The sequence below is a fragment of the Longimicrobiales bacterium genome, from assembly GCA_028823235.1.
Lineage (GTDB): Bacteria > Gemmatimonadota > Gemmatimonadetes > Longimicrobiales > Gaopeijiaceae > UBA2589.
Genome location: JAPKBW010000001.1, coordinates 1 through 22420, shown reverse-complemented (window position 1 = coordinate 22420; position 22420 = coordinate 1). Strand labels below are relative to the sequence as shown.

Below are 22420 nucleotides of genomic sequence, written 5' to 3'. Positions count from 1 at the left end.
GGGTACGTGTGCCTCTGAAGTACTGGATTTCACCTGCGGCGCCGCTCGGAGCGTGTGTCTTCGCGGCCCTGCTCGTCTCCGCGATGGTCCGCTTCGTGGATCTGTCGCCCAAGGTAGAAGGAGATTTTTTCTTCGCGGACGACGACCCGCAAATGCAGGCGTCGCAGTCCGTAGCGGAGCGGTTCCCGGTGGGAGCCCAGATCATTCTCCGTGTCACCGCCTTGGGCGGGACTCGGGAGGACTATATCGAGCGTGTCGGCGCACTTACCAGCGAACTGCTGGTCGTCCCTGGCGTAGACGGCGGCTTCAGTTTGACTACGGACGATCCGTCGCGTTCTCCGCTCTTCCGGCGGATCCTACTGACCCCAGACTCGGCCGCGACCAATATCGTCCTGCTGGTCGACGGCTCTGATCCGGAGTCACTCCTGCCTCGGATCGAGGAGATAGTTAGCCGCCACGAGATCCAGGACTTCTCGGTCGTCGTGTCGGGCGTGCCCGTCATCGTCGAGTTGATTCGAAGGAGCCTGTATCGCGATCTGATCGTATTCAGTATTGCGGCGGTACTTGTCTTCGCTCTGCTGATTGCGATCGTCTTCCGCGATCCGGCCATTGTCATCGGAACTCTTGCCACGTGCTTCACCTCCGTGGCCGGCACGCTCCTTCTGGTCCAAGCGATGAATGTGGGCATCGGACTGCTCACCGCGAACCTGGTCACGATTGTGTTCGTGCTCACGCTGTCGCACGTGGTGTTTCTCACCGCCAACTGGCGCCGTCGCAGTGGAGAATGGGTTGGCGGCGATTCCGCGGCGGAAGGACGAATTGCGGCACTCTCTACGGCAGTCCGAGACACCTGGGAGGGCTCGTTCTGGAGCATGACCACGACCCTGTTGGGCTTCGCGAGCCTCCTCGTGGCGACGGCGCGACCGTTGCGCGAGTTGGGGATCGCTGGGTCGGTGGGGGCGGCCACTGCGCTCGTGGTTTCCTACGCGATCTTTCCTGCGTTCCTAGCACGATGGGCGCGGCCGGCGGCCAGGCACGCCTCTTTCGCCCCAGTGAAGCTACTGGCTGGAACCCGCTACATCCTCCCGCTCGCGGCGCTTCTTGTGGTAGTCTTCGGCACAGGTGTCAGCCGAGTCGATACGGACCCGAGCCTGCTCAGCTATTTCGCAGAGGGGTCGACAATCCGTGAAGGGCTGGCGCAGATCGACGCGGACGGCGGTAGCAGCACGCTGGATCTGGTCGTTGCGGATCCCGGTGGATCCTCGGTCTCGGACGGGTCCGTGTACCGGCGCCTCGAGGCGCTTCAGGCGACGCTCGAAGCCGACTCTGCGGTCGGCGTAGTGCTGTCGCCCACGGTCCTGATCGATCATGCCCGGACGATCCCGCTCGCTGGGCTACTGCCGGTAGACCTACTTCTCGACCTCGCGTCGAGCGATGCTCTGGACAACGTCGCCCTGGGCTACGTGAGCCGGGACAGGGATGTCGCGCGCTTCTCCCTGCGGATGCGGGAATCTGGTGCTACCCCGCGCGAGGATGTCATCGCACGCCTCCGGAGTCAGGTCGAGGCCGCTGGCCTTCGCCCGGTCGTGGTTGCCGGGTTGTACGACCTGCAGGCGCAGCTCGGACGCCTGATCGGGTCCAGTTTGAAGATTGGAATCGGAGGGCTCCTCATTCTCTTCCTGGGTGTGGCCTTCGTTGTGAGTCGGTCCCTTCGGACTGCCGCACTCATGTGGACCTGTCTTGCTACGATTCCGATCGTGATCCTCGGAGCTTTCGGCCATGCCAGACTTGCGATCGATATCATCACGTCGCCTGCGGCGAACATCGCCCTGGCGATCGGGGCCGATTCCATGATTCACCTCGTCGTGCGCGTTAGGGCGCTCGCCGCGGCCGGCGTTGATACACCTTGGCCGGTGGCGGTCACGCAAATCGGGCGACCGGTGCTGGGTGCCTCTGCGATCATCATCGCCGGGTTCGGGATCTTTGTCCTGTCGTCCTTCCCGCCGACGCAGCGATTCGGGATAGCAGTGATCGTAGGCACCGTCACCGCAGCCTGCATGGCGTTGCTGGTTCTTCCGCATCTTGCTTGCTTGGGCCGCCCGCCCATCGAAAGCTTGTCCGCCTCGGCTTCCTGACGGCAACGGTCGCCCATTCCTATCGTCGTCCCTCTGCCCACAAGACGTTCATGACTGAACTTCCGCCTGACACTGGCGGTGCCAAACCGCGCACCACTGGCCTCAAGCGCCGACTCGGCCTGCTCGGTCTGGCTGCCACTGGCATCTGCTCCATGCTCGGGGCTGCGATCAACATCGTACCCTTCATGCTGCACCGGAGCGTGCCGGGCATCGGGCCGTATGTGCTCCCCGCCTATCTGCTTGCAGCTGTCCCTGCGATTCTCGCTGCGCTCGCCTATGCCAGTCTTTCCTCGGCGATGCCACGAGCGGGGGGGAGCTATGTCTTCGCGAGCCGCGGCTTGAGCCCTTATCTGGGATTTGTCGCGAGCTTCTCGCAGTGGTTCGGGCTGTCGGTCGCGATCGGCGTGGTTTCCTACGTCATGATCCCGTTCATTCGTGACGTCGTTCTGGCTGTGGGCTGGGACGGGGCCGCAGCGGTGCTCGAGACCGGCTCTGTGCGCGTGGGCCTGGCGCTCGCGTTTCTTTGGGGGTCAGTGCTCCTCAACATGCGTGGCGTCGACAAGGTTGAGCGGATTCTGGTGCCCCTGATGTTCGTCATGTTCGTGCTGGGCGGCGTCGTCATCGTCATGGGATTCCTCTTCGATCAGAACGATTTCGCAACGTCTCTGATGGCGCGTGAAGGAGTGCGTGTTCCGGACATGGTCGCAGAGTTCAGCTGGAACAAGCTGCTCGCCGGGTCCGCAGTGCTCTTTTCCAGCTTTATCGGCTTCGATTCGATCGCACAGGCGGGGGGCGAAGCACGCTCACCAAGTAAGACGCTGCCCAGGGCGATCGGAATCGCTGTCGTCACAGTGGGTGCGTTCTACTTCCTGTTCACTGCGGCGGTGTACCACACGGTGCCGTGGCAGTTCGTGGCTGAGCGTGCTCAGGGGCAGGATCTGACCGCGCCGGGACTGCTCGGATACGTGCTGGAGCCGAAGTGGACGATTTTGATTCTCGCAGGTGCCGCGATCGCCCTGATCAATGACCTCCCCGCCATGTTGTTGGCGGTGTCACGGCTCATGTTTGCCTGGGCAGAAGACGGTGTCTTTCCGAAGCAGGTTGCCGCGGTACACCCTGTATGGCATACGCCGCACGTTGCTCTCGTGCTGAGCGGACTCATGGCGTCGGCGTCGATTCTCGGGAGCCATTTCGCAGGCGACTTCTTCCTCGGAGTCGATATCCTCGTGACGTCGATGCTGGTCAACTACGGGGTCATGTGCCTCACCGTCCTCAGAATGCCGCAGCGAAATCCCAAGATCTCTGAGCGAATTCTCGTCATGCGAAATCGCACGGTTCAGATCGTAGTTTGCATATCCGGTGTCGCGCTCCTTGCCCTCTTCCTAGGCGTACATGTCTGGAAGGATCTCACGGCCGACGTGGGAGCCTGGTACTTTCACTCCACTCCGCTCTGGATCGCGGTGATGGCTTTCGCCAGCGTCATGTACTTCCGTAGCGTCTCAGCTATGCGCCGGGCCGGTGTGGACATGGACGCCCGGTTCATGAGCGTGCCCGCCGAATGATCGAGCGAATTGAGCTGGCACCCGGATTCGAAATTTCCAGAGTGCTGACCGGATTGTGGCAGGTCGCGGACCTCGAGCGGGAGGGCGAAGACCTTGATGCCGACGCAGGTGCCTCAGAGATGAAGCGCTACGTCGACGCGGGCATGACTTCGTTCGACATGGCCGATCACTACGGATCGTCGGAGCTCATTTCCGGGCGCTTTGCCCAACGATGGCCGGGCGAGGGCGAACTTATGACCAAGTGGGTGCCCAAGCCGGGGCGTCATAGCCCCGCGGACGTTCGGGAAGCGGTCGACCGCGCACGAAGCAGAATGAACGTCGAGGTCCTCGACGTTCTGCAGTTCCACGCATGGAGCTACGCCGACCCGGGCTGGATGGACTGCATCTTCGCGTTGCAGACGCTGAAGGAGGAAGGTGTGATCCGGCACCTCGCCCTCACGAATACGGACACGGCGCATGTGCGCATGCTGCTCGATAGTGGGGTCGAGATTGCATCCAACCAGATCTGTTATTCGTTGCTCGACCAGAGAGCTGCAGGAGACATGGCTGACCTGTGCGAGGAGCGAGGTGTGCGCATTCTTGCTTTTGGGACGCTGGCGGGCGGGTTCTTGACGGACCGCTGGGTCGGGGCTGTGGAGCCCGCGTTGGAGTCGCTCGAGACCTGGTCGCAGATGAAGTACAAGCGCTTCATCGACACGGCCGGGGGATGGGGCCCGTTTCAGTCCCTGCTCGACGCGATGCGCCGGTCAGCAGACCGTCTCGAGGTGTCCGTCGCTAACGTCGCGTGCCGGTATATGCTGGAATCACCCGGTGTCGGTGGCATCATCGTGGGCGCCCGTCTTGGGCGAAGTGAACACATCGCGGACACCGCGCGGTTGTTTGATTTTGAACTGGATGAGGAGAGCAACGAGGACATTCGCACCTCGCTGGCGGCCCTCCGGCCCATTCCAGGCGATTGCGGTGACGAGTACAGGAAGCCGCCCTTCTTGACGGCCGCGGGTGACCTCAGTGATCACTTCGAATCGATGCCCGCGCCTTATACAATCCTGGACGGCCCGGGTGACAGGCAGAGGGCGTTGAGCGGTACCGTATGGGAGGATCTCGCCGGCTTCGCCCGTGCAGTCCGAAAGGGCGATCGAATCTTCGTGTCCGGCACGACTGCAACCCATGGTGACCGGCTCATTGGTGGGGCTGATGCCGAGTCGCAGGCGACGTTTTGCCTCGACAAGATCGAAGGGGCGATTCAGTCGCTCGGTGGCTCGATCGATGACGTGGTCAGGACACGGATCTACGTCGCCGATGCGAGCGTAGCAGAAGCCGTGTCCAGAGCCCACGGAGCTCGACTCGGGCATGTTCAGCCAGCCAATACACTGGTCCGGGCCGAGCTGATCGGAGAAGGATACCTGGTCGAGATCGAGGCTGAGGCGGTCGTCGGTCCGGAATGACCGAGTTGATCATCGAGCGGGTCGATGCTGGCCCGGCGTTCGACCAGTTCCGTGTACTCTTTACCGGGTATGCAGTGATTTCGCACAACCGTGGGTGTTCGTTCGAAAGACCCAGAAGGCGAGTTTTACAGGGCTTCCCGAGCCGTATGTTGCGCTCGCTGGCACATCGATGGAATCTCTAGTGCTGTCGCGACTCGAATCGCCGAACATCTGTGAGATGAAGCGCCTCTAAGTGTGAGCCCCCGGGCGGTTACCCCCGCCGCCTCTGACCTGGGTTATGTCACCCTGCGACTCGATCTGGCTCCTTAGCTACACGTTGCCCGAAGCGTGTACCCATCGATGGGCTTCGGGACGATCGCCTCGTGTCACGATTACTGTGTCGATACGACCTGCTTCGAAATCAACCTGGCCCAGCCAGGCAGTTAGCGGGCTGCCGCCTTCAGATACCGGCGGGCGAGTTGGGCCACGCGATCCTGCCCATCGGCTTCCGCCTGTTCCAGAATCATCGCCATGGGCTTTGTCAGCAGCGGGTCTCCCCAGACATATCCTGTGGCGACTTCGGCTCCCTTCGTATTCCCTTCATCGGCACCCTGAATAAGCGCCCACGAGGCTGCCTCGTCGTAGTAGGCCGTCCCTGGATCTGGGAGCCGAAACTCTGGCTCCTTTTCGTGGTCGTCTTCTTTGACGAAGGCCCGAGACATGTCAGCTCCGTGCAGAAGGCAGCCGGATTTCCGGATCCTCTGGATCGCGCCGATACAGGACCATCGTCTTTCCGATGGTCTGGACCGCATGTACGTCCTCCAGAGCGTCGGCGATCTGGTTCGCAGCGTCTCGAACTTTGATCGAAGCCGATTCCTGCAACTTGACCTTTAGTAGCTCACGGCTGTTGAACGCGTCGCTTACTGAGGAGATGAGGGCGTCCGTGACACCGTCACCGCCAACGAGTACGACCGGCTTGAGAGGATGAGCGAGTTTGCGGAGGTACGCGCGCTGTTTCGAGGTGAGCTGGGTCATAATTCTCCGGAGTCGGGCTCCGGTGGATAGGGCGTGGAGGGGTGAAGAAGCTGGCAACGGGACCACCCGTGCGAAACCCGTCCGGTATGCCGCTTGAAAAAGTCAGGGCTGCAGATGAGTTGGTTCCGTGAAATCGCACGTCAGATGGGGACACGAAGTAGGACCGGATTTCGGACAAGAGAAGGAAGATGAGCGTCAATCCAGAAACGACTCTAGTCCCGGCCATGGCCACATTTGGGGTGAGGGTGTGATCGCCCTGATCCTCGAAGATATCGGCCTTGGCGCACACGACCCCGCGGCGATCGATCCAGTCGTCGAGGAATCAGTCCGGGTGGAACCCAGTTCGGTCGAGTGCCGTCACGGGTGCAGAGTCATTTCAGGCGATGGGACCGTTCTGCAATCCGATCGGCGCGGATCCCCATATTCGCTGGCAGTCGAATCCTTCTTCCGCCGAGGGCGCCATGCACGAGGCGGACTGCCTTGCTCTCGCGGGCAAGATCGATCGCGCTCACGGTGCTGCATGCCATCCCTGCTGACGACGTCGGCCGCTAGGCACCCACCTGCCTTCCGCGAGACGCTAACCGCGCCTCGGGGGTCGACGGCGATACCCCGCACCGTGTCGAAGATCTGGAGGTCGGATCACTGATGGGCTAGGCCAACTCGTCATCGGATCCAGCGTCAGCTGTCTCGCCGGGCGTGCCCTTACGAGCCATGTTGGCCGCAGTCCATCTCTACAGGAGTAGCACCATGACCGCTCACCCCGGCCGCAATCACCTCACTCTAACAGCTATTCGCGGCTGGCTTCTCACCGGGGCGCTGACACTTTTTTGCGCCGGCCTGACGGCTACTCCAACGTCCGCTCAGGACGCACGTCTCGATAACTGGAAGTCGCAGTTGGTCGCGTACATCCAGGGGCAGGAGCAGTTCACCGCCAACATGGTGGACCAGATATTCAGTTACGGAGAACTGGGGTTCCAGGAGTTCGAGACCTCGCGCTATCTCGTCCAGCTTCTGAAGGACAATGGCTTCAGTGTCGAAGAGGGGATAGCGGGTATCCCTACTGCCTGGGTCGCAACCTGGGGTGAGGGTGAGCCAAAGATCTCCTTGGGCACGGACATCGATAACATCCCGAAGGCATCACAGACCCCGGGTGTGGCTTGTCATCTTCCCCTCGTCGACGGGGCGCCTGGGCACGGGGAGGGGCACAACTCCGGCATGGCGGTCCAGATTACGGCGGCGCTCGCCGTGAAGGACCTCATGGAGAGAGAGGACCTGCCGGGGACGATCCAGATATGGCCTGGGGTCGCAGAAGAGTTGGTCGGGACCAAGGCGTACTACGTACGAGAAGGGATCTTCTCCGACGTGGACATCGTCCTGTATGCTCATGTCGGCTCAAATCTTTCCACGAACTGGGGTATGACGCCGGGCACCGGGCTCATCTCGGCGATGTTCACCTTCGAAGGGTTCGCGGCGCATGCGGGTGGCTCTCCCTGGAGAGGGCGCAGCGCAGCCGATGCTGCCAATCTCATGGAGGTCGGCTGGAACTTCCGGAGGGAGCACCTGCGCACGCAGCACCGCTCACACTCGGTCATCTATGACGGGGGAGATCAGCCGAACGTTGTTCCGTCCGAGGCATCGGTCTGGTTCTACTTCCGCGAGAAGAACTACCCACAGATCCGCGACCTCTTCACCATCGGTGACTCCGTTGCTCAGGGCGCGGCCATGATGACCGGGACCACGTTGCGGCCCGCGCGGATCATTGGCTCCGCGTGGCCCGGTCACTTCAACAAGGTCATCGCTGAGACGCTGTATTCGAACATCGAAAGGGTTGGGCTCCCCGAGTGGACCGACGGGGATCAGCGCTTCGCGAGGGCCACACAGGAAGAGGTCGATGGTCCGACGACCGGACTCGCGACCGAGCTCTCACCACTCCGAGGCGGGCTGACGGAGGCCCAGCGCACCGCCGGCTATGCCGATGACATCGGAGACATTTCCTGGAACGTCCCCACCGCCACGCTGTCCTTCCCATCAAACATCCCGGGGCTGCCCGGTCACAACTGGGCGAACGCGATCGCAATGGCAACGCCCATCGCTCACAAGGGTGCAACGCAGGGTGCGATGGCGCAGGCGATGACGGTGCTCGACTTCATGGTCACCCCAGAACTGGTCCAGTCTGCCTGGAGCTACTTCAACGATGTGCAGACCGTAGACCTGCAATACTCTCCCTTCATTCGTCCGACCGATCAGCCCGCGATCGAAATGAATGCGGACATAATGGATGAGTTTCGCGAAGAGATGCAGCCCTTCTACTTCGATTCCGAACGGTACAACTCCTACCTCGAGCAGCTCGGTGTTTCCTATCCGACGCTACGGCAGCCGGATGGTCAGTGCAGGATTGGATCCATCAGCGATCAGGGTGCCGGCGGCATGTAGATGATGCCCAAGGCGGTCCAGCTAGGGCGCCTCAGACGTGCCAGGGCCTCGGCGGCCGCTGCGTTCCCCGCGGCGGCAGCTTTCCCGTACCAGCCACGGGCCGAGTCGAGACTCTGCTCCACCCCTCGTCCTGCCTCGAAGGCCTCTCCCAAACGCAGCGCAGGGATCACGTCACCCGCGCTGGCTGCTCGCACCCACCATCTAGCGGCGGCCTCGTGGTCCACCTCAACTCCACGGCCATCGCTGTACATGTTACCCACGTTGTGCGCAGCGAGGACGTGCCCGAGCTCAGCTGCGCGCCCATACCAGAGCCGCGCCTCCGGGAAGTCGCTGGCCACGCCGAGAGCTTCGTCGTACGCCGTGCCCATGAGAAAGATGGCTTCGATATCGCCTGCGTTGGCCAGGTCACGAATCTCGTCGATCACTTCACTGGAGATTGTTCGCGCTCGCTCGACGTCTCGTTCGAAGCCCATCCTGCCGGTCGAGTAGACCCGGGCCATCCACATCTGAGCGAGCACGTCGTCCGGATCGGCCGCGACTTCGAGCAGCAGCAACTGCGCCCGAGAGTCGTCTACGGTGCCCGCGACGCCGGTGTAGTAGTCGATCGATTCGAGGAGCCGCCCGTCGGCGGCCGTCGTCGCCTGTGCCATTCCGGTTGAAGGAAGCAGACCTCCCAGGAACAGCGACAAGGCTGGCGCGCGTGCGGTGACTCGGAGGATGAGCCTGAGGCTCATCAGTCCACTCCGATCGAGTGAGGTCCAAGCGACTCGAGAGACGGCGCCCCGATCGCGCGCATCGTGATCTCCATTTCTCGCATGAGAAGCTCGAGGACGCGCTCGACGCCCTCCTGCCCGAACGCTCCAAGACCCCATAGGTAGGGCCGCCCAACAGCCACTGCGGTTGCTCCGCGTGCGATGCCTTTCACGAGGTCAGAGCCACGCCGGAAGCCGCTGTCCACGATGATCGGCATCCTGCCCGAGATGGCATCCGAAACCTCAGGAAGAGCGTCGATCGTGGCGCGCCCGTCACCCTCGGCACGACCCCCGTGGTTGGACACCCATATCGCGTCGATTCCGTTGCGCAGGGACTCTTCGGCGTCCTCTCTCGTCACCAGCCCCTTCACGATGATCTTCTGGTCTGTGATGTCGCGCAGGCGGTGAATGAAGTCCCAGGTCATGTCTCGCCCGATCCCCGCCTCTCGTGGACCCTGCGGTAGCCCTCGGAGATTCGGTTTCACGGGGTCTGCCCGTCCTCCGCTCTTGTGGCAGTTCGTGCAGTCCCGATCATCGGTGCGTCTGTATCGGTCGAGCGTGACGCGGTTACTCCCGCCGATCAGGTCCACGGTGAGAACGATCGTGGGGCAGCCCGCTTCCCGGGTCCTGTTCACGAGCGCAGTGACACCCTCCCAGTGTGTAGGCCCGGGCCCACCCACGTAGAGTTGATACCAAACGGGCTCGCCCCGTGCCTCGTTCACTTCTTCGACCGCTGTAGACGACACTGTCGAGAGCGTCTGCAGGTGCGTCCGGGCAGCCGCTGCGCGTGCTACGGCCAGCTCTCCCTCGGGGTGGAAGGCTCGCTGACTGCCGCATGGTGCGATCATGAGCGGCGTGGGCCACTCTTGGCCGAAGAGATTCACCTTCGTGTCTAGGGTCGACACGTCGATGAGTCGACGGGCTCTGAGGTAGAGCCGCTCGAGAGCCGCTCGGTTGTTCCCGTACGTCTCTTCCCCGTCCACACCAGTCATGATGTAGCCGTAGTGGGCGTGTGGGACGGTGGCTTCGGCCGCCCGCTGCATATCCCAGACGTCAAGTGCTTCGCCTGCGCTCTGTATGATGTCGTCGAAGACTCTGCGCGGGGCCTCCTGCGCGATGATCGGCTCGAGGCCTGCCAGGCCCCCGGCGGACGCGAGTAGTGGACTGGCGGCGAGCCAACGCAGGAAATCACGTCGCTGCACGTCTTTACGGATCTCAAGGAGTCGCATACGGTCTCAGTGGTGTGGGGTCGGGCCACGGTGCGACCGCGAGAGCTCGGAGTCAAACTGAGGTCGTTGACCTCGGGTCAGATCAGCCCGATCGCCCCGCTCGCCGATCGCACGTCCGGACGCTCTGCCAGAATTCCCGCCAGTACACCCGAAACGTTGGCCACGGCGAAGCTGATTCCGTTGAGGTTTCTCTCGGGAGGTATGCCTGGGATGGGACGCGCGAACGGAGATGCTTGAAGAGTGGTGCCGCTACCCACCTCCGTCACTGCGATCTGCTCACGGGGTTGTGCCGGGTCCATGACGACACCCACAACACCCTTCATCGACCCCGGATACCAGATTCTGCCGTCGTGCTCCTGCGCAGAAACGATGATAGAACCACGAGCGATTGCCCGCTCCACCGCAGGGGCGAGCTCCTCTTCACGGAAGGCGTTGGGTGTCCCTAGACTCAGATTGATGAGGTGGATCTCTCGCTGGGACGCCCAGTCGATTGCCCGCACGAGCGTGGAGACCGTCGTCGCGAGTTCACGATCGAAGACTTTGACGATATTGAGCCTCGCTGTGGGCGCCTTCTCGTGGATCGCGGCGGCCGCTGCCGTGCCGTGGCCAAGTCGGTCGACCCAGTCGTCGGATTCGCGGCCCTCTAGGTCGAAGGCGACGCCGTTTGCCACCTCGGGGAGGTGTGGATGGGGCGTGTGAGCTCCGCTGTCGATGACGGCCACATGAATCACGGCACGATCGGGTCCGGTGTCGTCCGTCATCCCGCCAGCACATCAAGGAACAGGTCTCGAAACGCCTGACCTTCAGCTTCGAGGACTCCTGGCGGTCCGTCCTCTACGACCTGGCCGTCCTTGAGCACGATGACTCGCTCGGATTGCCGCGCGAGGTCGAGGCGATGTGTGATGATCACGGTCGTCCGGCCACGCATCACCCTCCTATATCCCTCGAGCACTGCGGCTTCGGAGGACGGATCCAGTGCGCCAGTCGCTTCGTCGAGCACGAGCACTGACGGATTCGACAGAAAGGCCCGCGCGATTGCGAGACGCTGTCGTTCTCCCGCAGAGAACTGACGGCCACGTTCTCCGACCACTGTGTCGGCTCCCTCTGGCATCGTGCGGACCAGATTTCCAAGCCCAGCGGCGTCGATCGCCTCGGTCACCTCAGCACGGGTCGCGTCGGGTCGGGCGTACCCGACGTTATCTGCAACCGAGACATGGAATAGGAATGGATCTTGCTCGACCACGGCGACGTGACGACGAACATCTGCGAGCGCCAGCGTCGTAAGGTCCTCCTCATCGAGGAGCACCCGTCCCTGGTTCGGATCGAGTTGCCGCGAGAAGAGATCAGCCAGGGTCGACTTCCCGCTGCCGCTGGAACCGACGATTGCCACGATCTGTCCAGCAGGGATCTCGAGATTGACGCCAACCAGCCCCTCTGTCCCGCGGCCGAAACCATAGCTCACCTCCTCGAGGGTCAGGGATCCCCGACACTCGGTGAGCCTGGTCGATGCTTCCGTTTCGGCAACATCGGGCGTGGCCTCTAGCAGCTCGTGGACGCGGACAAGTGACGCTCGGGCCGTGGCGAGGTTTGTGTAGATACCCATGAGACCCTGCACGGGCGTCATCAGTCGGGACTGGTAGGCCATGAAGGCCACGAACGTCCCCAGCGTGGTGGCCCCGTTAATGACGCGATAGCCGCCGTACACGAAGACTGCGCTCGTCCCCGCGGTCAGCATCAGCCCGGGGAGCCCGCCCCAGATGTAGGTGAAGAGGCGCATGGAGAGGAGGGCTTCCACGAACGAGTCGTTCCGTCCCCGGAAGCGATTGATTTCCCTTGGCTGAGCATTCGATCCGACGACGGTTCGCATTCCCTGAAGTGTTTCGATGAGGAACGACCCGATGTTGGCGCTTCGTTCCCGCAGGACACGAACACGATCCTCCAACCCGCGTCGATATCGGACCAGAGCCAAGAGCGAGGGTGGCATGACGAGCAGGCCTACTAGGAAAAGTTGCCAATCGAGGTACACGAGCATGGCGACCGTTCCGACGAAGGCGACGACCTGTCCGAACCAGGACAGTGCGGCTTCGGTGATGACGCGCTGGATCTCCCCGATATCTCCGTTGATCCGGGAGACGATGTCGCCGAGAGGCGTCCGAGCGTAGAAACGGGGAGAGAGCTTTTGAAGGTGCCGGTAAAGGTCGAGCCGCATATCGAACAGGATGGCGGCCGAGACCCTCGTGTAACGCATGCCTGAAAAGACGTTGAATCCGAAAGAGAGCAGTGTAATTGCGAAGAACAGGACTGAGATGCGCAGGAGAAGCGGAAAGTCCTGCCCTCCGATCGCATCGTCGATCAGGACCTTCGACAAATAGGGAAGGGCCAGCGTGAGGAGTGTCGACGCCAGCGCCAGCACAACGACCGGCACGAGAGCACCCAGGTACGGACGTACGTAGGTCAGCGCTCGCCGGAAGTGTGGGTCAACGAATGTCACAGGGGAGCGGGGTGCTGCTAGCGCCCCGGGATGATAGCCACGTTGCCGAGGGTCATGTCTTCATCGAACTCGACCGACCGCATGAACTGGAGTGTCGCAGTGTCGTACACGTCGATGGTGTTCCCGGCGACATGCACATAGACCTTCGTCCCGTCCGCACTTACGTCGAGGCCCATGCGAGGTCTCCCTTCAAAGGGCACTCGCCGCGAAACACGCTGGTTCACAAGGTCGAATTCCCAGAATTCGTATTGGCCGACGGTCGAATAGAGGGCGTACCCTTTTTCGCCACCAGGCGCGAGTGCGAAGCGACCTACCGGCTCCGCCGGCCCGAGCGTGAAGAAATCGATCTCCTTCTCGGACAGTCTCACCTGAGCGATACCCATGAGGGTGCGGTTCTGGACCGGGTCCCGCATGCGGAAGAGACTCGTGGCCACGCCCGGCTCGTCATAGGTGTCGGATTCCGTACCGAAGCTCGGGCGACCAAGGCCAGGCTCGAGCGGCTGGGAAATCTTCCAGCGATCGACCTCTTCGTAAGATTCGGTGTCGACCGCGATGATGTCGTTCGTGTAGAAGTAGAGTGTGGCGCCGTCCGGTGAATAGCGGAATCCGACGTTGTCTCTCTCCTCTCCATCCGGCCACGGAATCGTATCGGTGACTTGATGGGTGATGAGATCGTATTCGAGGATGAACGGTCCCTCGACCTCATAGCGGTCGCTGTGCTTCGTGTACTTCTTCACGAAGAGTACCGCGCGTTCATCCGAAGGGTGCGGAGCGAATTCATCGATTCGGACAACGACGTTGTCATGCGAAAGGGTGAATTCGTCGATTACCTCGCGAGACGCGATGTCGACGATCTGCATGTACTGACCGGACGCCTCGCCGACGTACAGTCGAGTGCTGGTCTCGTTGAGCTGGACACCGTTCGGGATGATGCGATTCATCTGGACCCGATCGATGATCTCCTCGGACTCCTCATCCCATACCAGCATCTGGTCGGTATAGGTCGAGATATACCAAGTCGCGGTCTGAGCCGACGCCTGAGGCGCCGCGACTCCGAAAGAGAGGGCCGTGAAGGCTGCAAAGATGAGGGTCGTTCGCATGTCGATTTCGACTCAGGTGATGCCTAATCCGATCGGGATGTTGGATTCCAGTCCGGCGCCGAAACACCGGTCAATTCGTCCCTAGGGGAAGATGAGGTCAAGCTTGCGCCAGTCCTTCTGCGCCGATGCACACTGCCCGGTCCAGTCGGGGGCGTGGTTCAGCTGATCCGGCACGTGTGCTGGCCAGAAGCACGAGATGTGACAGTCGAAGATGTCGCGTTCGACGGGCTGACAGAGTCCGGCCGTACCCCCCTGACTGTCGACTTCCCATCCGGGTGAGAAAACCAGGGAGCACCCCAGTGGAAAGTGCGGTCCGCCCTCTTCGTGCGGCGGGGTTCGCAGTCCTACGACGTCCATCTCGTCGCCCTTGGCCACCGCGACCTCGTGCGCGACCCAGGCTTCGATTCGATTGGCCTTCTGGTTTATCGGTTTTAGGTGTTTCATGCGTCAAATCGCTCCAGGAACTTTGGATTTTTCTCTGCCAGGGCTCCGTAGATCTCCAAGCAAGTGTGAGTCCAACTTCGGACCCAAGTGCAGTAGTGCAGGTTGGCGTGTGACGACTCACCGTAGTGAACGTGAGCCTCGTGGTAGCAGCCCCCTGAACAGATCGGCCGCGCCCAGCAGGTGTGGCAATCGGTCTTCGATGCGATGTGATGATCGACGAGGAATTTCTCCTGCTTTTTCCGATCGACCCCGTCCTTCACGGTCCCGATGGTGTGCTCCGGGGATCCGGCGAAGCGATGGCACAACGAGACGTCACCGTCCGTCGCCACGCCCATGAGGCCCAGGCCGGCACCGCAGCCGTACGCCTTGCTAACACCTTTGTGGATCTCTTCGATCGTGTCCTTCACGTTCGAGAAACCATGATGCTCATCCTTGAGCGCACACTCGAGCCATTCGTTCGCCAGCTCTTCAAATTGGCGGAGCATGTCGTCTTTCGACTCGGGCGTGATGGCATAGTCCCGCTGGTCCTGAGTCGTGACCGGGGCCAGCCCGACATCCCAGAAACCGATTTCTTCTGTAAGGTGACGGAAGATTTCAATCACATTCATGTTCTTCTGTGTGAGCGTGACGCGTGCCCCGATCGGGCGAGACCGATGTTTGTCGATCAGGTCCTTGATCTTGGGCAGGACGACGTCGTAGGTGCCCTTTCCGTTATGGAAGACACGGAGCCCGTCCTGCACCGGCTTCGGGCCATCGATCGAGATTGTGACGCCGATCTGGTTGTCAGCCAGCCATTGAATGATTTCGGGACGGAGCAGTGTCGCGTTGGTCGTGAGACTGAACTCGATGCGTTTGCTTTCCTCGGCAGCGCGACGGCGCGCGTATGCGACAGTCTTCTGCAGAAGAGGGAAGTTCAGAAGCGTCTCGCCTCCGAAAAACGTCAGATGCGCTATCGGCTGCCCTTGAGACTCGGCGAGCAGGAATTCGACACTTTCCTCTGCAGTGTCTTCACTCATGAACTTTGGCTGACTGCCGTACTGCGTGTCGACGATCTTGTCGTCGCCGTACTCGTAGCAGTAGGTGCATGCCAAGTTGCACTTGTTGGTGACGTTGAGGACCATCGTGTTGAGTGGGAAATCCGCCGGGGGCAGGTCGTTAGGCACCTGCTCCTTAGGGGCGGAGGGATTTCCGACAGCTCGGATCTCAGTGAGTTCATCGATCGTCCCCAAAACTCGATCAACGTCGAAGCGCCCAGACATCCGGTCGACGAGCGTATCCACATCGATGGGCCCGGCTGCCAACTCATCAAGGATGGCGGATCCGGCCTCGTCCATCCGGAAGATGCCTGCGGAGGGCACCATGTAGAGGAATCGAGCACCGTGGGCCTCGAACGGATGGAAATCGCGAAGTGCGAGGACAGGGCTCGAGCCCGTGGTATCTGAGGCTCCGGTTGCAACTGGAGGATTCATCGCCCCGCTCCTTCTCCTACGGGTGGACGTTCCGTGTCGATTTCACGCCACGGTTCGAAACGCATATACAGCGGCACTGTCACAATGAGGTGGCTCCGCGCGGAGCGTTCTTCCCCACTCTCGTTGCGATGGGTTGCCACGACCCAGACGTCACCGATGTTGTTGCGGTTCCCGACACGATCAGGGTTGGGCCCGTCCAGTGCGGGGTAGAAGACTCCGTTCTGGCCCATCGTCCCGATGAACTGAATGTCATCGTCGCCGAACGTGGTAGCGTACTCCTCAACGATCCAAGAGACTTCAACGCGCCCAAGGTTCAGGTCGTCGTCCGTGTCCGGTTCTCCGTCTGGGCCGTTGTCGAAGCCGACCGCTTCAAATGTCTGATATCCCTTCGGGAAGGCTGCGCCACCTGTCCGGGCCATGCCAGTCTCCGGGGTGACAGCAATCCGATCGACCCCATCGTGGACGATCACGGCACTTTCGACGAGGCCACCGAATGCGAAGAGATCACGGCGGCCGATCGCAGCGTCCTGAGCGACGGAGAGCTGAACCCGGAGGGTGCCGTTGCTCGGACCGCTGACGGAGGCGACGGAGATCCCGGCGCCAAAGTCGAGGTCGGATGGGGTGCCCGCCATGAGGCTGGCGCCGTAGACGCGCACTTCCACGGATCCACCCTGCCGGAGCGCCATGGGATAGACGCCTGTAACTATTGCCGCTGTCCCAGCCCGGCGCAGTGTGACGTCGGGGCCCATCTCGTCATAATTGCCCGAGAACCAGCGCCCTGATATTTCTTGCTGGTCGCGCTCGACGAACATGACCTCCCTGAGCTCATTGTCGGCTCCAGGATTCGAACGACCGCGCCACTGATACCCGGTGTAAACGAGCGATTGCCCCGTCCGTTCGACACTCTGTCCGCTCTCCGGATACAAGTAGTTAGTAGATGTCGTGAAGGCGTCGGAGTCGTTCGGGTCAGCCGTGATCGTGACTGTGCCGTGAATTGGGCCTTTTCCAACTTCGTACCCGGATAATGCCCAAGTCCCAGCGAGCCGTGGGGATCGCTTCGTTGCCGACCAGGCTGACCACTCTGCCGTTTCCAATGGGAAGCTCTCGGACAGGTGGGAGATCGCCCGGTCCATTGGATGTCGTGGATCGTCCTGCTCGGAAGCGGGCCCGCTGTAGCGAAACGCTTGGAAATCAACGAGCGGATAGAGCGAACGGTGCGTATCGAGCAGGTATCCCCATTCGTCGGCGGCACGCCGTTGCGTTATCACCCGACCCATCGAATGGCACTGGATACAGGTGTACTCGACGTCCGAGTCTCCATCCCAGTCATAGTCTCCCGACCGGCGCTCAACCTCGAAGCGACCCGGGTTCATTTCCTCTGGCGCGAGGCCCTGCTCGTTCGCGAGATACCGGGCGATGTCGCGGGCATCTTCCTGATTGAGTCGGGCCCCATGCAGAGCGACCATCCGGCGGATCGAGGTCTGCCAGCCCTCCGGACTTTTTCTCAGGTAGGAGATCCGGGACATCCTGCCTTCGTCATCCACTTCATGGCATCGAGAACAACGGTCGATAACCTTCTGGTTCTCGATGGCAAACCCATCTTCGGCCAGCATCGATGGATGAGAGACGGTGTTTTTTGGGGATGGGCTCCAGGCGAGTAGAACACCCAGTGCTGCTGTCCCTGCGATCGAGAGTGAGAAACGCGTGGAAGACACCATCGGCTCCAAGCGGGTTCGAGAAGACCAGATCGTGACATCCTGCCGATGTGGGCGCCGCTTCGCCAGTGTTGAAGGGAGACCTTACGCCTAAAGGTCAGTCCTCGGAGTGCACGAGAAAGCCGGCCGCGAACGCAGTCGAGAGTGCCGTGAGGTAGTCGGGCAGCGTGACCGGTGGGGCGGCGCTGTTATACGCAGCCCATCCGTCAGGGACGTCCGGATGGCGCTGGGCGATCGGGATCAGGGTGATGAAGTCAACGCCGCGTACGAATCGGAGTCCTTCGGGAATCCGGTCGCTCCCCACATGGCGCAAACGGACGATGCGGTAGCCCTCGATTCCTGCTCGTTCGAAATACCGAACCGTCGGGCCCTCTGCCGGGGCTAGGCGATCCTGCGCCCGCAGGATTTCGAAGGCCGCGCGCACCTCATGTTCGGGCACTTCCTCGGTGAGTCGATCGTGCACCTCAGCAGCGGAGCGCGTCTCTCCCCCGGCGGCTTCGATGGCCGCCTGGGCCCGCTTTTCCCAATAAGCCGTTCCGTACTTTGCCGCGGCCGCGCTAAAGAATGGTGCGGACACCTTTCGAAAGCTTCGGTACACCGTTCGTTCACGGCGATCAAAGAAGTCGATGGCGTCGTCCACGATCGCTGGATCGACAAGAGCAGAGTGGGCTGTGATCCCAGCGAGCCAGCCGGACGAGAGTGCTTTTTTCACGCCGAAGGAAGACAGCGGATCGATGAACGATCCGGCATCTCCTGTCAGGAGCAGCCCTGGTCGGCCGAACGTAGTGGCCGAGTACAGGGACGCAGGGCAGGCCCAGGCATCGCCCACGGCCTCAGCGGAGTCCCGTACGGGCCCGACGAACTGTGTCTTACGCAGCTCTGCGTCGAGCATCTCTCCGACATCCCTACCCTCCAGTGACACCTCACGCTGGTCGATCATCGCGGTGAAGCAGCGGACCGTGTCGGAGACCGGAAGCGACCAAGCCCACCCCTCATCGTAGCTCTCAACGTACGTATGCCCATCGTCAGACTCGGGCCATCCCTCAGAGCGATGGAAGCGGCGAACGAGAGCGAGCGTGGTGGTGCTTCGATCCGGTATGCGTTCCTCCGAACGGGCGATCACACCTTTTCGGCCGGTGGCGTCTATTAGCCAGTCTGTGGTCAGCTCCATCGCTCCGCCTGCGTGCGTGTCACACTGGATCGTCCACAAGCTGTCTGACTGGATTGCGCTACGCGCGGCATACCCGTCGAATACCTGAACGCCTGCGGCTGCCGCGCAGCCGGCCAGCACCGTCTCAAGGCCTGCTCGGTCGATGTGCCAGCCGGTCTCACCATCACCGAACTGCTCTCGGCGGACTGGCTCACCGGCCCACCATACAGAGTTTCCTCGGTTCGGCTGAAATCCAGCCTGCTCGACCGGATCAAGAAAGCCGAGCTCATCGAGAATGCGCTTCGCCGACGGAGGAATCGACTCGACGAGGGCGGCCGCGGGGGGGGCGTGTGGACGAACCAGCGCCACTTTGTGGCTTCGTTTCGCGAGGAGCGCGGCCGCGGCGCAACCCGCAGGGCCGCCGCCAAGCACAATGGCCTCGAAGTGGGTCCGGCTCAGAGTTGGCTCCGGCTCAGACGCAATTTAGTTCTGCGGAACGCAGACACAGCTCGATCCGCATCCCCCGAACCCGACCTTGCGGCCGCTTCCGGTCAGCGGCACAGGAGCGCTCATGAGGCGCTCCACCGAAGCGCTAACCGGAGTGTCTGCAGCGTCTTCTCCGGCACGAGCCACGACTTCGCCCCAAGTCTCTAACTGCTCGTTCATTCCGTGCCGGACCTCAATCGTCTTGTCGTTCGCGTCACAGTGGTAATCGTAGTAAGGCATCAGCTTGCTCCGACGATCGGGTGCCCGGAAGTTGGATCCCATGAATGAAAGACTGTCGGAAAAAAGGTTGAGCGCATGGTGCCGACTCGCAACAGGGCGTTTCGCGATGATCGCGATGGGTCCGACTGTCCTGCTCTTCTGGTCGTCGTCGATTGCTGTGGCCCAGATTACTCCGGAGGCTGACGATCTCGTGGTTCTGGGGGGGCAACTCTGGGACGGTACGAGCGACGGGGCAAGGCCGAACCCAGGTATCCTGGTTCGGAACGGCACGATTCTGCAGATCGCCCCGACCGACCCGCTCGGGAGTGGTGCAGAGGCAGTTCTCCTCGATGATGACCATTTCATCATGCCCGGGCTCTTCGACCTCCACGCCCACTACGCCATCGACCTGTTCGGAGAAGGGAGAGTCGATGAGTACACGGTGAATCCAGTCCTTTTCCTAGCCAACGGGGTGACATCTACCTTTCCGGCGGGGGAGATCGACCCGGTGGAGGCGCGCCGCGGAAGAGAACGGATCGCATCCGGAGAAATTCCTGGCCCTAGGATTTATAGTTCTGGGCCGTATTGGGGCACGGCGCGACCCGGGTGGAGCCATGAGGCCATGACTCCGGACTCGATTCGCGCGGAAGCGGCGCAATGGGCCCTGAGTGGGGCTCGCGGCTTTAAAGCTAAGGGCATCCGGCCCGAGCAGCTCCGCGTCGTGATTGACGTTGCTCATGAGCATGGCCTCACTGTCACTGGACATCTCGACTCCGGGTTTCGGAACAGCGTGAACCCTCGCGATGCCATCCTCATGGGTATTGATCGCATCGAGCACTTCCTCGGTGGTGATGCGCTACCGGGGAGCCAGTCCGCTTATGCGTCTCTGGAATCCTTGGACCTCACGGATCCAGCGACGGCCGGTCAAATCGCTCAGCAGTCGCGACTCTTCGTGGGCCAGGGTGCGTTCTTCGATGCAACTCTTACTGCCTACGGCTACTTCGCAGACCGTGATCCGGTCGTCTACGATTACTGGGCAGATGAGATGGGTTTTCTGTCACCCTTCGCTCGCCAGGTGGTCGAAGAGCGTTTGCCCCGAGAGCCGCTCGATCAGTTCGAGCGTATTTACTATGTGAAGCGAAAAACCGTAAAAGCTTTCTATGACACCGTCGGTGGAGATCAACTCACGCTCGGCACCGACCACCCAAGCTGGGGAGAGTTCTTCAGTGGGTTCGGATCCCACCGGGAGCTTCACGCGATGGTGCTCGCCGGAATCCCGAATGCCGTCGCACTTCGGGCTGGGACCGCGAATGCGGCGAGAGCCATGGGAGTGGATGAGAGGCTGGGGACGATCGAGGCCGGGAAGTATGCAGACCTTCTTGTCGTTCGTGGCAATCCGCTCGAGACGATCACGGACACTCGAAACGCGCATGTGGTCATCAGGTCCGGGACGGTCTATGACCCGGCTGCCCTCTTCTCGTCGGTCGTCGGGAGAATGGGACCGGCCAGCCCGGCGGAAGCGAACTGGTGGAAGGGCAATATTCGGCTTGGCCGATGAGCGACCTCTCTGAGGCGATCGCATCGGCCACCCCCTCCGAGTACCTGAACGAAGAGGATCGGGCGCAGGTCAGGGAGGCCAGGGATGATCTCCGTGATACGCACTTGCCGGCGCCGACTGGTCAGGTCGGCTGTCTCGCCGCCATGCTTGCCGTGGTGGCCGCAGCCATAACCCTTAGGCTGGCGAACAATGTCCCTGGCTTCGTGTTCATCGCGCCGTTCGTCATTCTGGGCGCCCTGCTCACGGTAATCGGCAGCATCGTCTGGGGCATGTCCGGGGGAAGCGGAGGTCGAAACGCAGCCAGTGCGGCAATTGAGTCGGCCCTGAGCTATCTCGAAGATGAAGGGAGCGATCGGAGTGTCTGTCTCAGGGCCGCAACGGTCCTCCTGATGCGCGCGACGATTGATGAGGGACCGGCGACCCACTCGATGTACGAGCCGGGAGAGCTGGTTGTACGTCTCGGATCAAGGCTCCCCTTGGTCGTTGCGGTCGAGGAGCTCCTGATGGATAAGCACGGTATCCGGCCTGTTTTTACATTTCCTCTTCCGGAACCCGACCACTAGCATCGTGTGGGCGCGATGCGCCACATCCGTGTTGCGGTGTCGCCACAAGTGCCGGCGAGCGGAGGCCCAGTTGTTCAATGGCGTGCCGTTTGGGACGGAGCATCAACAATTTCCAAGCTGCTCCGGGCAGAGTAGTGCGTACGGCGTCCAAATTGGGCTGTCCCGCAGCAGGGTCATCGACGCCGGCCCGTTCCGTGACTCGATCACGCCGGTATTCTCTTTGCGCTGAGTCGACTATGCGCACGACGCGAGCAGCTCGAGCGGGTTGTTCAGCCTGACTCAGTTCGCAGGTTCCAGGACCGGGACCGACATCCGGCCGGGGAGCTTTAGTATCTACATGCAACACACGCGGCGCGGGTCGAAAGGCTCTTGCTCCGGTTGTTCGCTCCATATCTAGGGAGCGTCTAGCCAACCGCAGACCTTCTGCTGCTGAGCAGGTCGATGAACCCTGACGACATCTCACCGTGGCTGGGTTGCGGTCTTTACCTCTTTGGCCTCTCACTCATGATGCCGGCTACGATTGACCCTTTCACGACTGTGTGGCCAATGCGTCCCGGTGAGATCCTTGCAGACTGCGACCTGAGGTCGCGATCGGTCTGAGCTCCAAAGAAGAGTGGCGCCGCCCCCGAGGGAGCGGCGCCACTTTCTTTTCCAC

At 61.7% G+C, this 22420-nt stretch carries 18 protein-coding genes; 6 read left to right on the top strand and 12 right to left on the bottom strand.

Annotation, left to right across the window (positions count from 1 at the left end; genetic code table 11):
• Positions 1 to 8: 8 nt before the first annotated feature.
• From OSA81_00090 to OSA81_00080, 3 genes are read left to right on the top strand one after another with little or no spacing between them, the layout of a single operon-like run.
• Positions 9 to 2135 carry an MMPL family transporter gene (locus OSA81_00090; protein MDE0897389.1) on the top strand — a complete coding sequence of 709 codons (2127 nt, stop codon included), beginning with the start codon at positions 9 to 11 and terminating at the stop codon, positions 2133 to 2135.
• A 50-nt stretch (positions 2136 to 2185) separates the two neighbouring features.
• Entirely contained in the window at positions 2186 to 3697 is a 1512-nt protein-coding gene (locus OSA81_00085) for an APC family permease (GenBank protein ID MDE0897388.1), read from the top strand.
• Entirely contained in the window at positions 3694 to 5142 is a 1449-nt protein-coding gene (locus OSA81_00080) for an aldo/keto reductase (protein ID MDE0897387.1), read from the top strand. The genes OSA81_00085 and OSA81_00080 overlap by 4 nt, the downstream gene beginning before the upstream one ends.
• A gap of 422 nt (positions 5143 to 5564) precedes the next feature.
• On the opposite strand, the gene OSA81_00075 is transcribed toward OSA81_00080, so the two are convergent.
• Entirely contained in the window at positions 5565 to 5843 is a 279-nt protein-coding gene (locus OSA81_00075; GenBank protein ID MDE0897386.1) for a hypothetical protein, read from the bottom strand.
• 1 nt (position 5844) lies between these two features.
• On the bottom strand, positions 5845 to 6156 hold the full coding sequence (locus tag OSA81_00070; GenBank protein MDE0897385.1) for a YhbY family RNA-binding protein: 312 nt from the start codon (positions 6154 to 6156) through the stop codon (positions 5845 to 5847).
• 747 nt (positions 6157 to 6903) lie between these two features.
• Between OSA81_00070 and OSA81_00065 the strand changes: the two genes are divergently transcribed.
• The gene (locus OSA81_00065; GenBank protein ID MDE0897384.1) at positions 6904 to 8589 is read left to right on the top strand and encodes a peptidase dimerization domain-containing protein; all 1686 of its coding nucleotides are present in this window, start codon (positions 6904 to 6906) and stop codon (positions 8587 to 8589) included.
• Here OSA81_00065 and OSA81_00060 read toward each other — a convergent pair.
• The 10 genes from OSA81_00060 to OSA81_00015 form a co-directional block, all read right to left on the bottom strand.
• Positions 8568 to 9323 carry a tetratricopeptide repeat protein gene (locus OSA81_00060; GenBank protein ID MDE0897383.1) on the bottom strand — a complete coding sequence of 252 codons (756 nt, stop codon included), beginning with the start codon at positions 9321 to 9323 and terminating at the stop codon, positions 8568 to 8570. The two genes, OSA81_00065 and OSA81_00060, sit on opposite strands and share 22 nt — an antisense overlap.
• Positions 9323 to 10570: an alpha-hydroxy acid oxidase gene (locus OSA81_00055; GenBank protein MDE0897382.1), complete on the bottom strand. Its 1248-nt coding sequence runs from the start codon at positions 10568 to 10570 to the stop codon at positions 9323 to 9325. Before OSA81_00055 ends, OSA81_00060 begins: the two co-directional genes overlap by 1 nt.
• A 77-nt stretch (positions 10571 to 10647) precedes the next feature.
• Positions 10648 to 11331: a S8 family serine peptidase gene (locus OSA81_00050; protein ID MDE0897381.1), complete on the bottom strand. Its 684-nt coding sequence runs from the start codon at positions 11329 to 11331 to the stop codon at positions 10648 to 10650.
• Positions 11328 to 13061: an ABC transporter ATP-binding protein gene (locus OSA81_00045; protein ID MDE0897380.1), complete on the bottom strand. Its 1734-nt coding sequence runs from the start codon at positions 13059 to 13061 to the stop codon at positions 11328 to 11330. The genes OSA81_00050 and OSA81_00045 overlap by 4 nt, the downstream gene beginning before the upstream one ends.
• Positions 13062 to 13078: 17 nt before the next feature.
• Positions 13079 to 14161 (bottom strand): hypothetical protein, encoded by a 1083-nt coding sequence (locus OSA81_00040; GenBank protein MDE0897379.1) that lies wholly within the window; start codon positions 14159 to 14161, stop codon positions 13079 to 13081.
• An 81-nt stretch (positions 14162 to 14242) separates the two neighbouring features.
• Entirely contained in the window at positions 14243 to 14605 is a 363-nt protein-coding gene (qhpC, locus tag OSA81_00035; GenBank protein ID MDE0897378.1) for a quinohemoprotein amine dehydrogenase subunit gamma, read from the bottom strand.
• A complete protein-coding gene (gene peaB, locus OSA81_00030) occupies positions 14602 to 16074 on the bottom strand; it encodes a quinohemoprotein amine dehydrogenase maturation protein (protein ID MDE0897377.1) in 1473 nt (490 codons plus the stop codon). Before peaB ends, qhpC begins: the two co-directional genes overlap by 4 nt.
• A complete protein-coding gene (peaA, locus tag OSA81_00025; protein MDE0897376.1) occupies positions 16071 to 17792 on the bottom strand; it encodes a quinohemoprotein amine dehydrogenase subunit alpha in 1722 nt (573 codons plus the stop codon). Before peaA ends, peaB begins: the two co-directional genes overlap by 4 nt.
• Before the next feature lie 94 nt (positions 17793 to 17886).
• A complete protein-coding gene (locus OSA81_00020) occupies positions 17887 to 19371 on the bottom strand; it encodes a tryptophan 7-halogenase (protein ID MDE0897375.1) in 1485 nt (494 codons plus the stop codon).
• 51 nt (positions 19372 to 19422) lie between these two features.
• A complete protein-coding gene (locus OSA81_00015; protein ID MDE0897374.1) occupies positions 19423 to 19665 on the bottom strand; it encodes a hypothetical protein in 243 nt (80 codons plus the stop codon).
• A gap of 40 nt (positions 19666 to 19705) precedes the next feature.
• Here OSA81_00015 and OSA81_00010 point away from each other — a divergent pair, with 40 nt between their 5' ends.
• Complete coding sequence (locus OSA81_00010) at positions 19706 to 21202, top strand: amidohydrolase family protein (GenBank protein MDE0897373.1); 1497 nt, start codon at positions 19706 to 19708, stop codon at positions 21200 to 21202.
• Entirely contained in the window at positions 21199 to 21765 is a 567-nt protein-coding gene (locus OSA81_00005) for a hypothetical protein (protein MDE0897372.1), read from the top strand. The genes OSA81_00010 and OSA81_00005 overlap by 4 nt, the downstream gene beginning before the upstream one ends.
• Positions 21766 to 22420 lie beyond the last annotated feature (655 nt).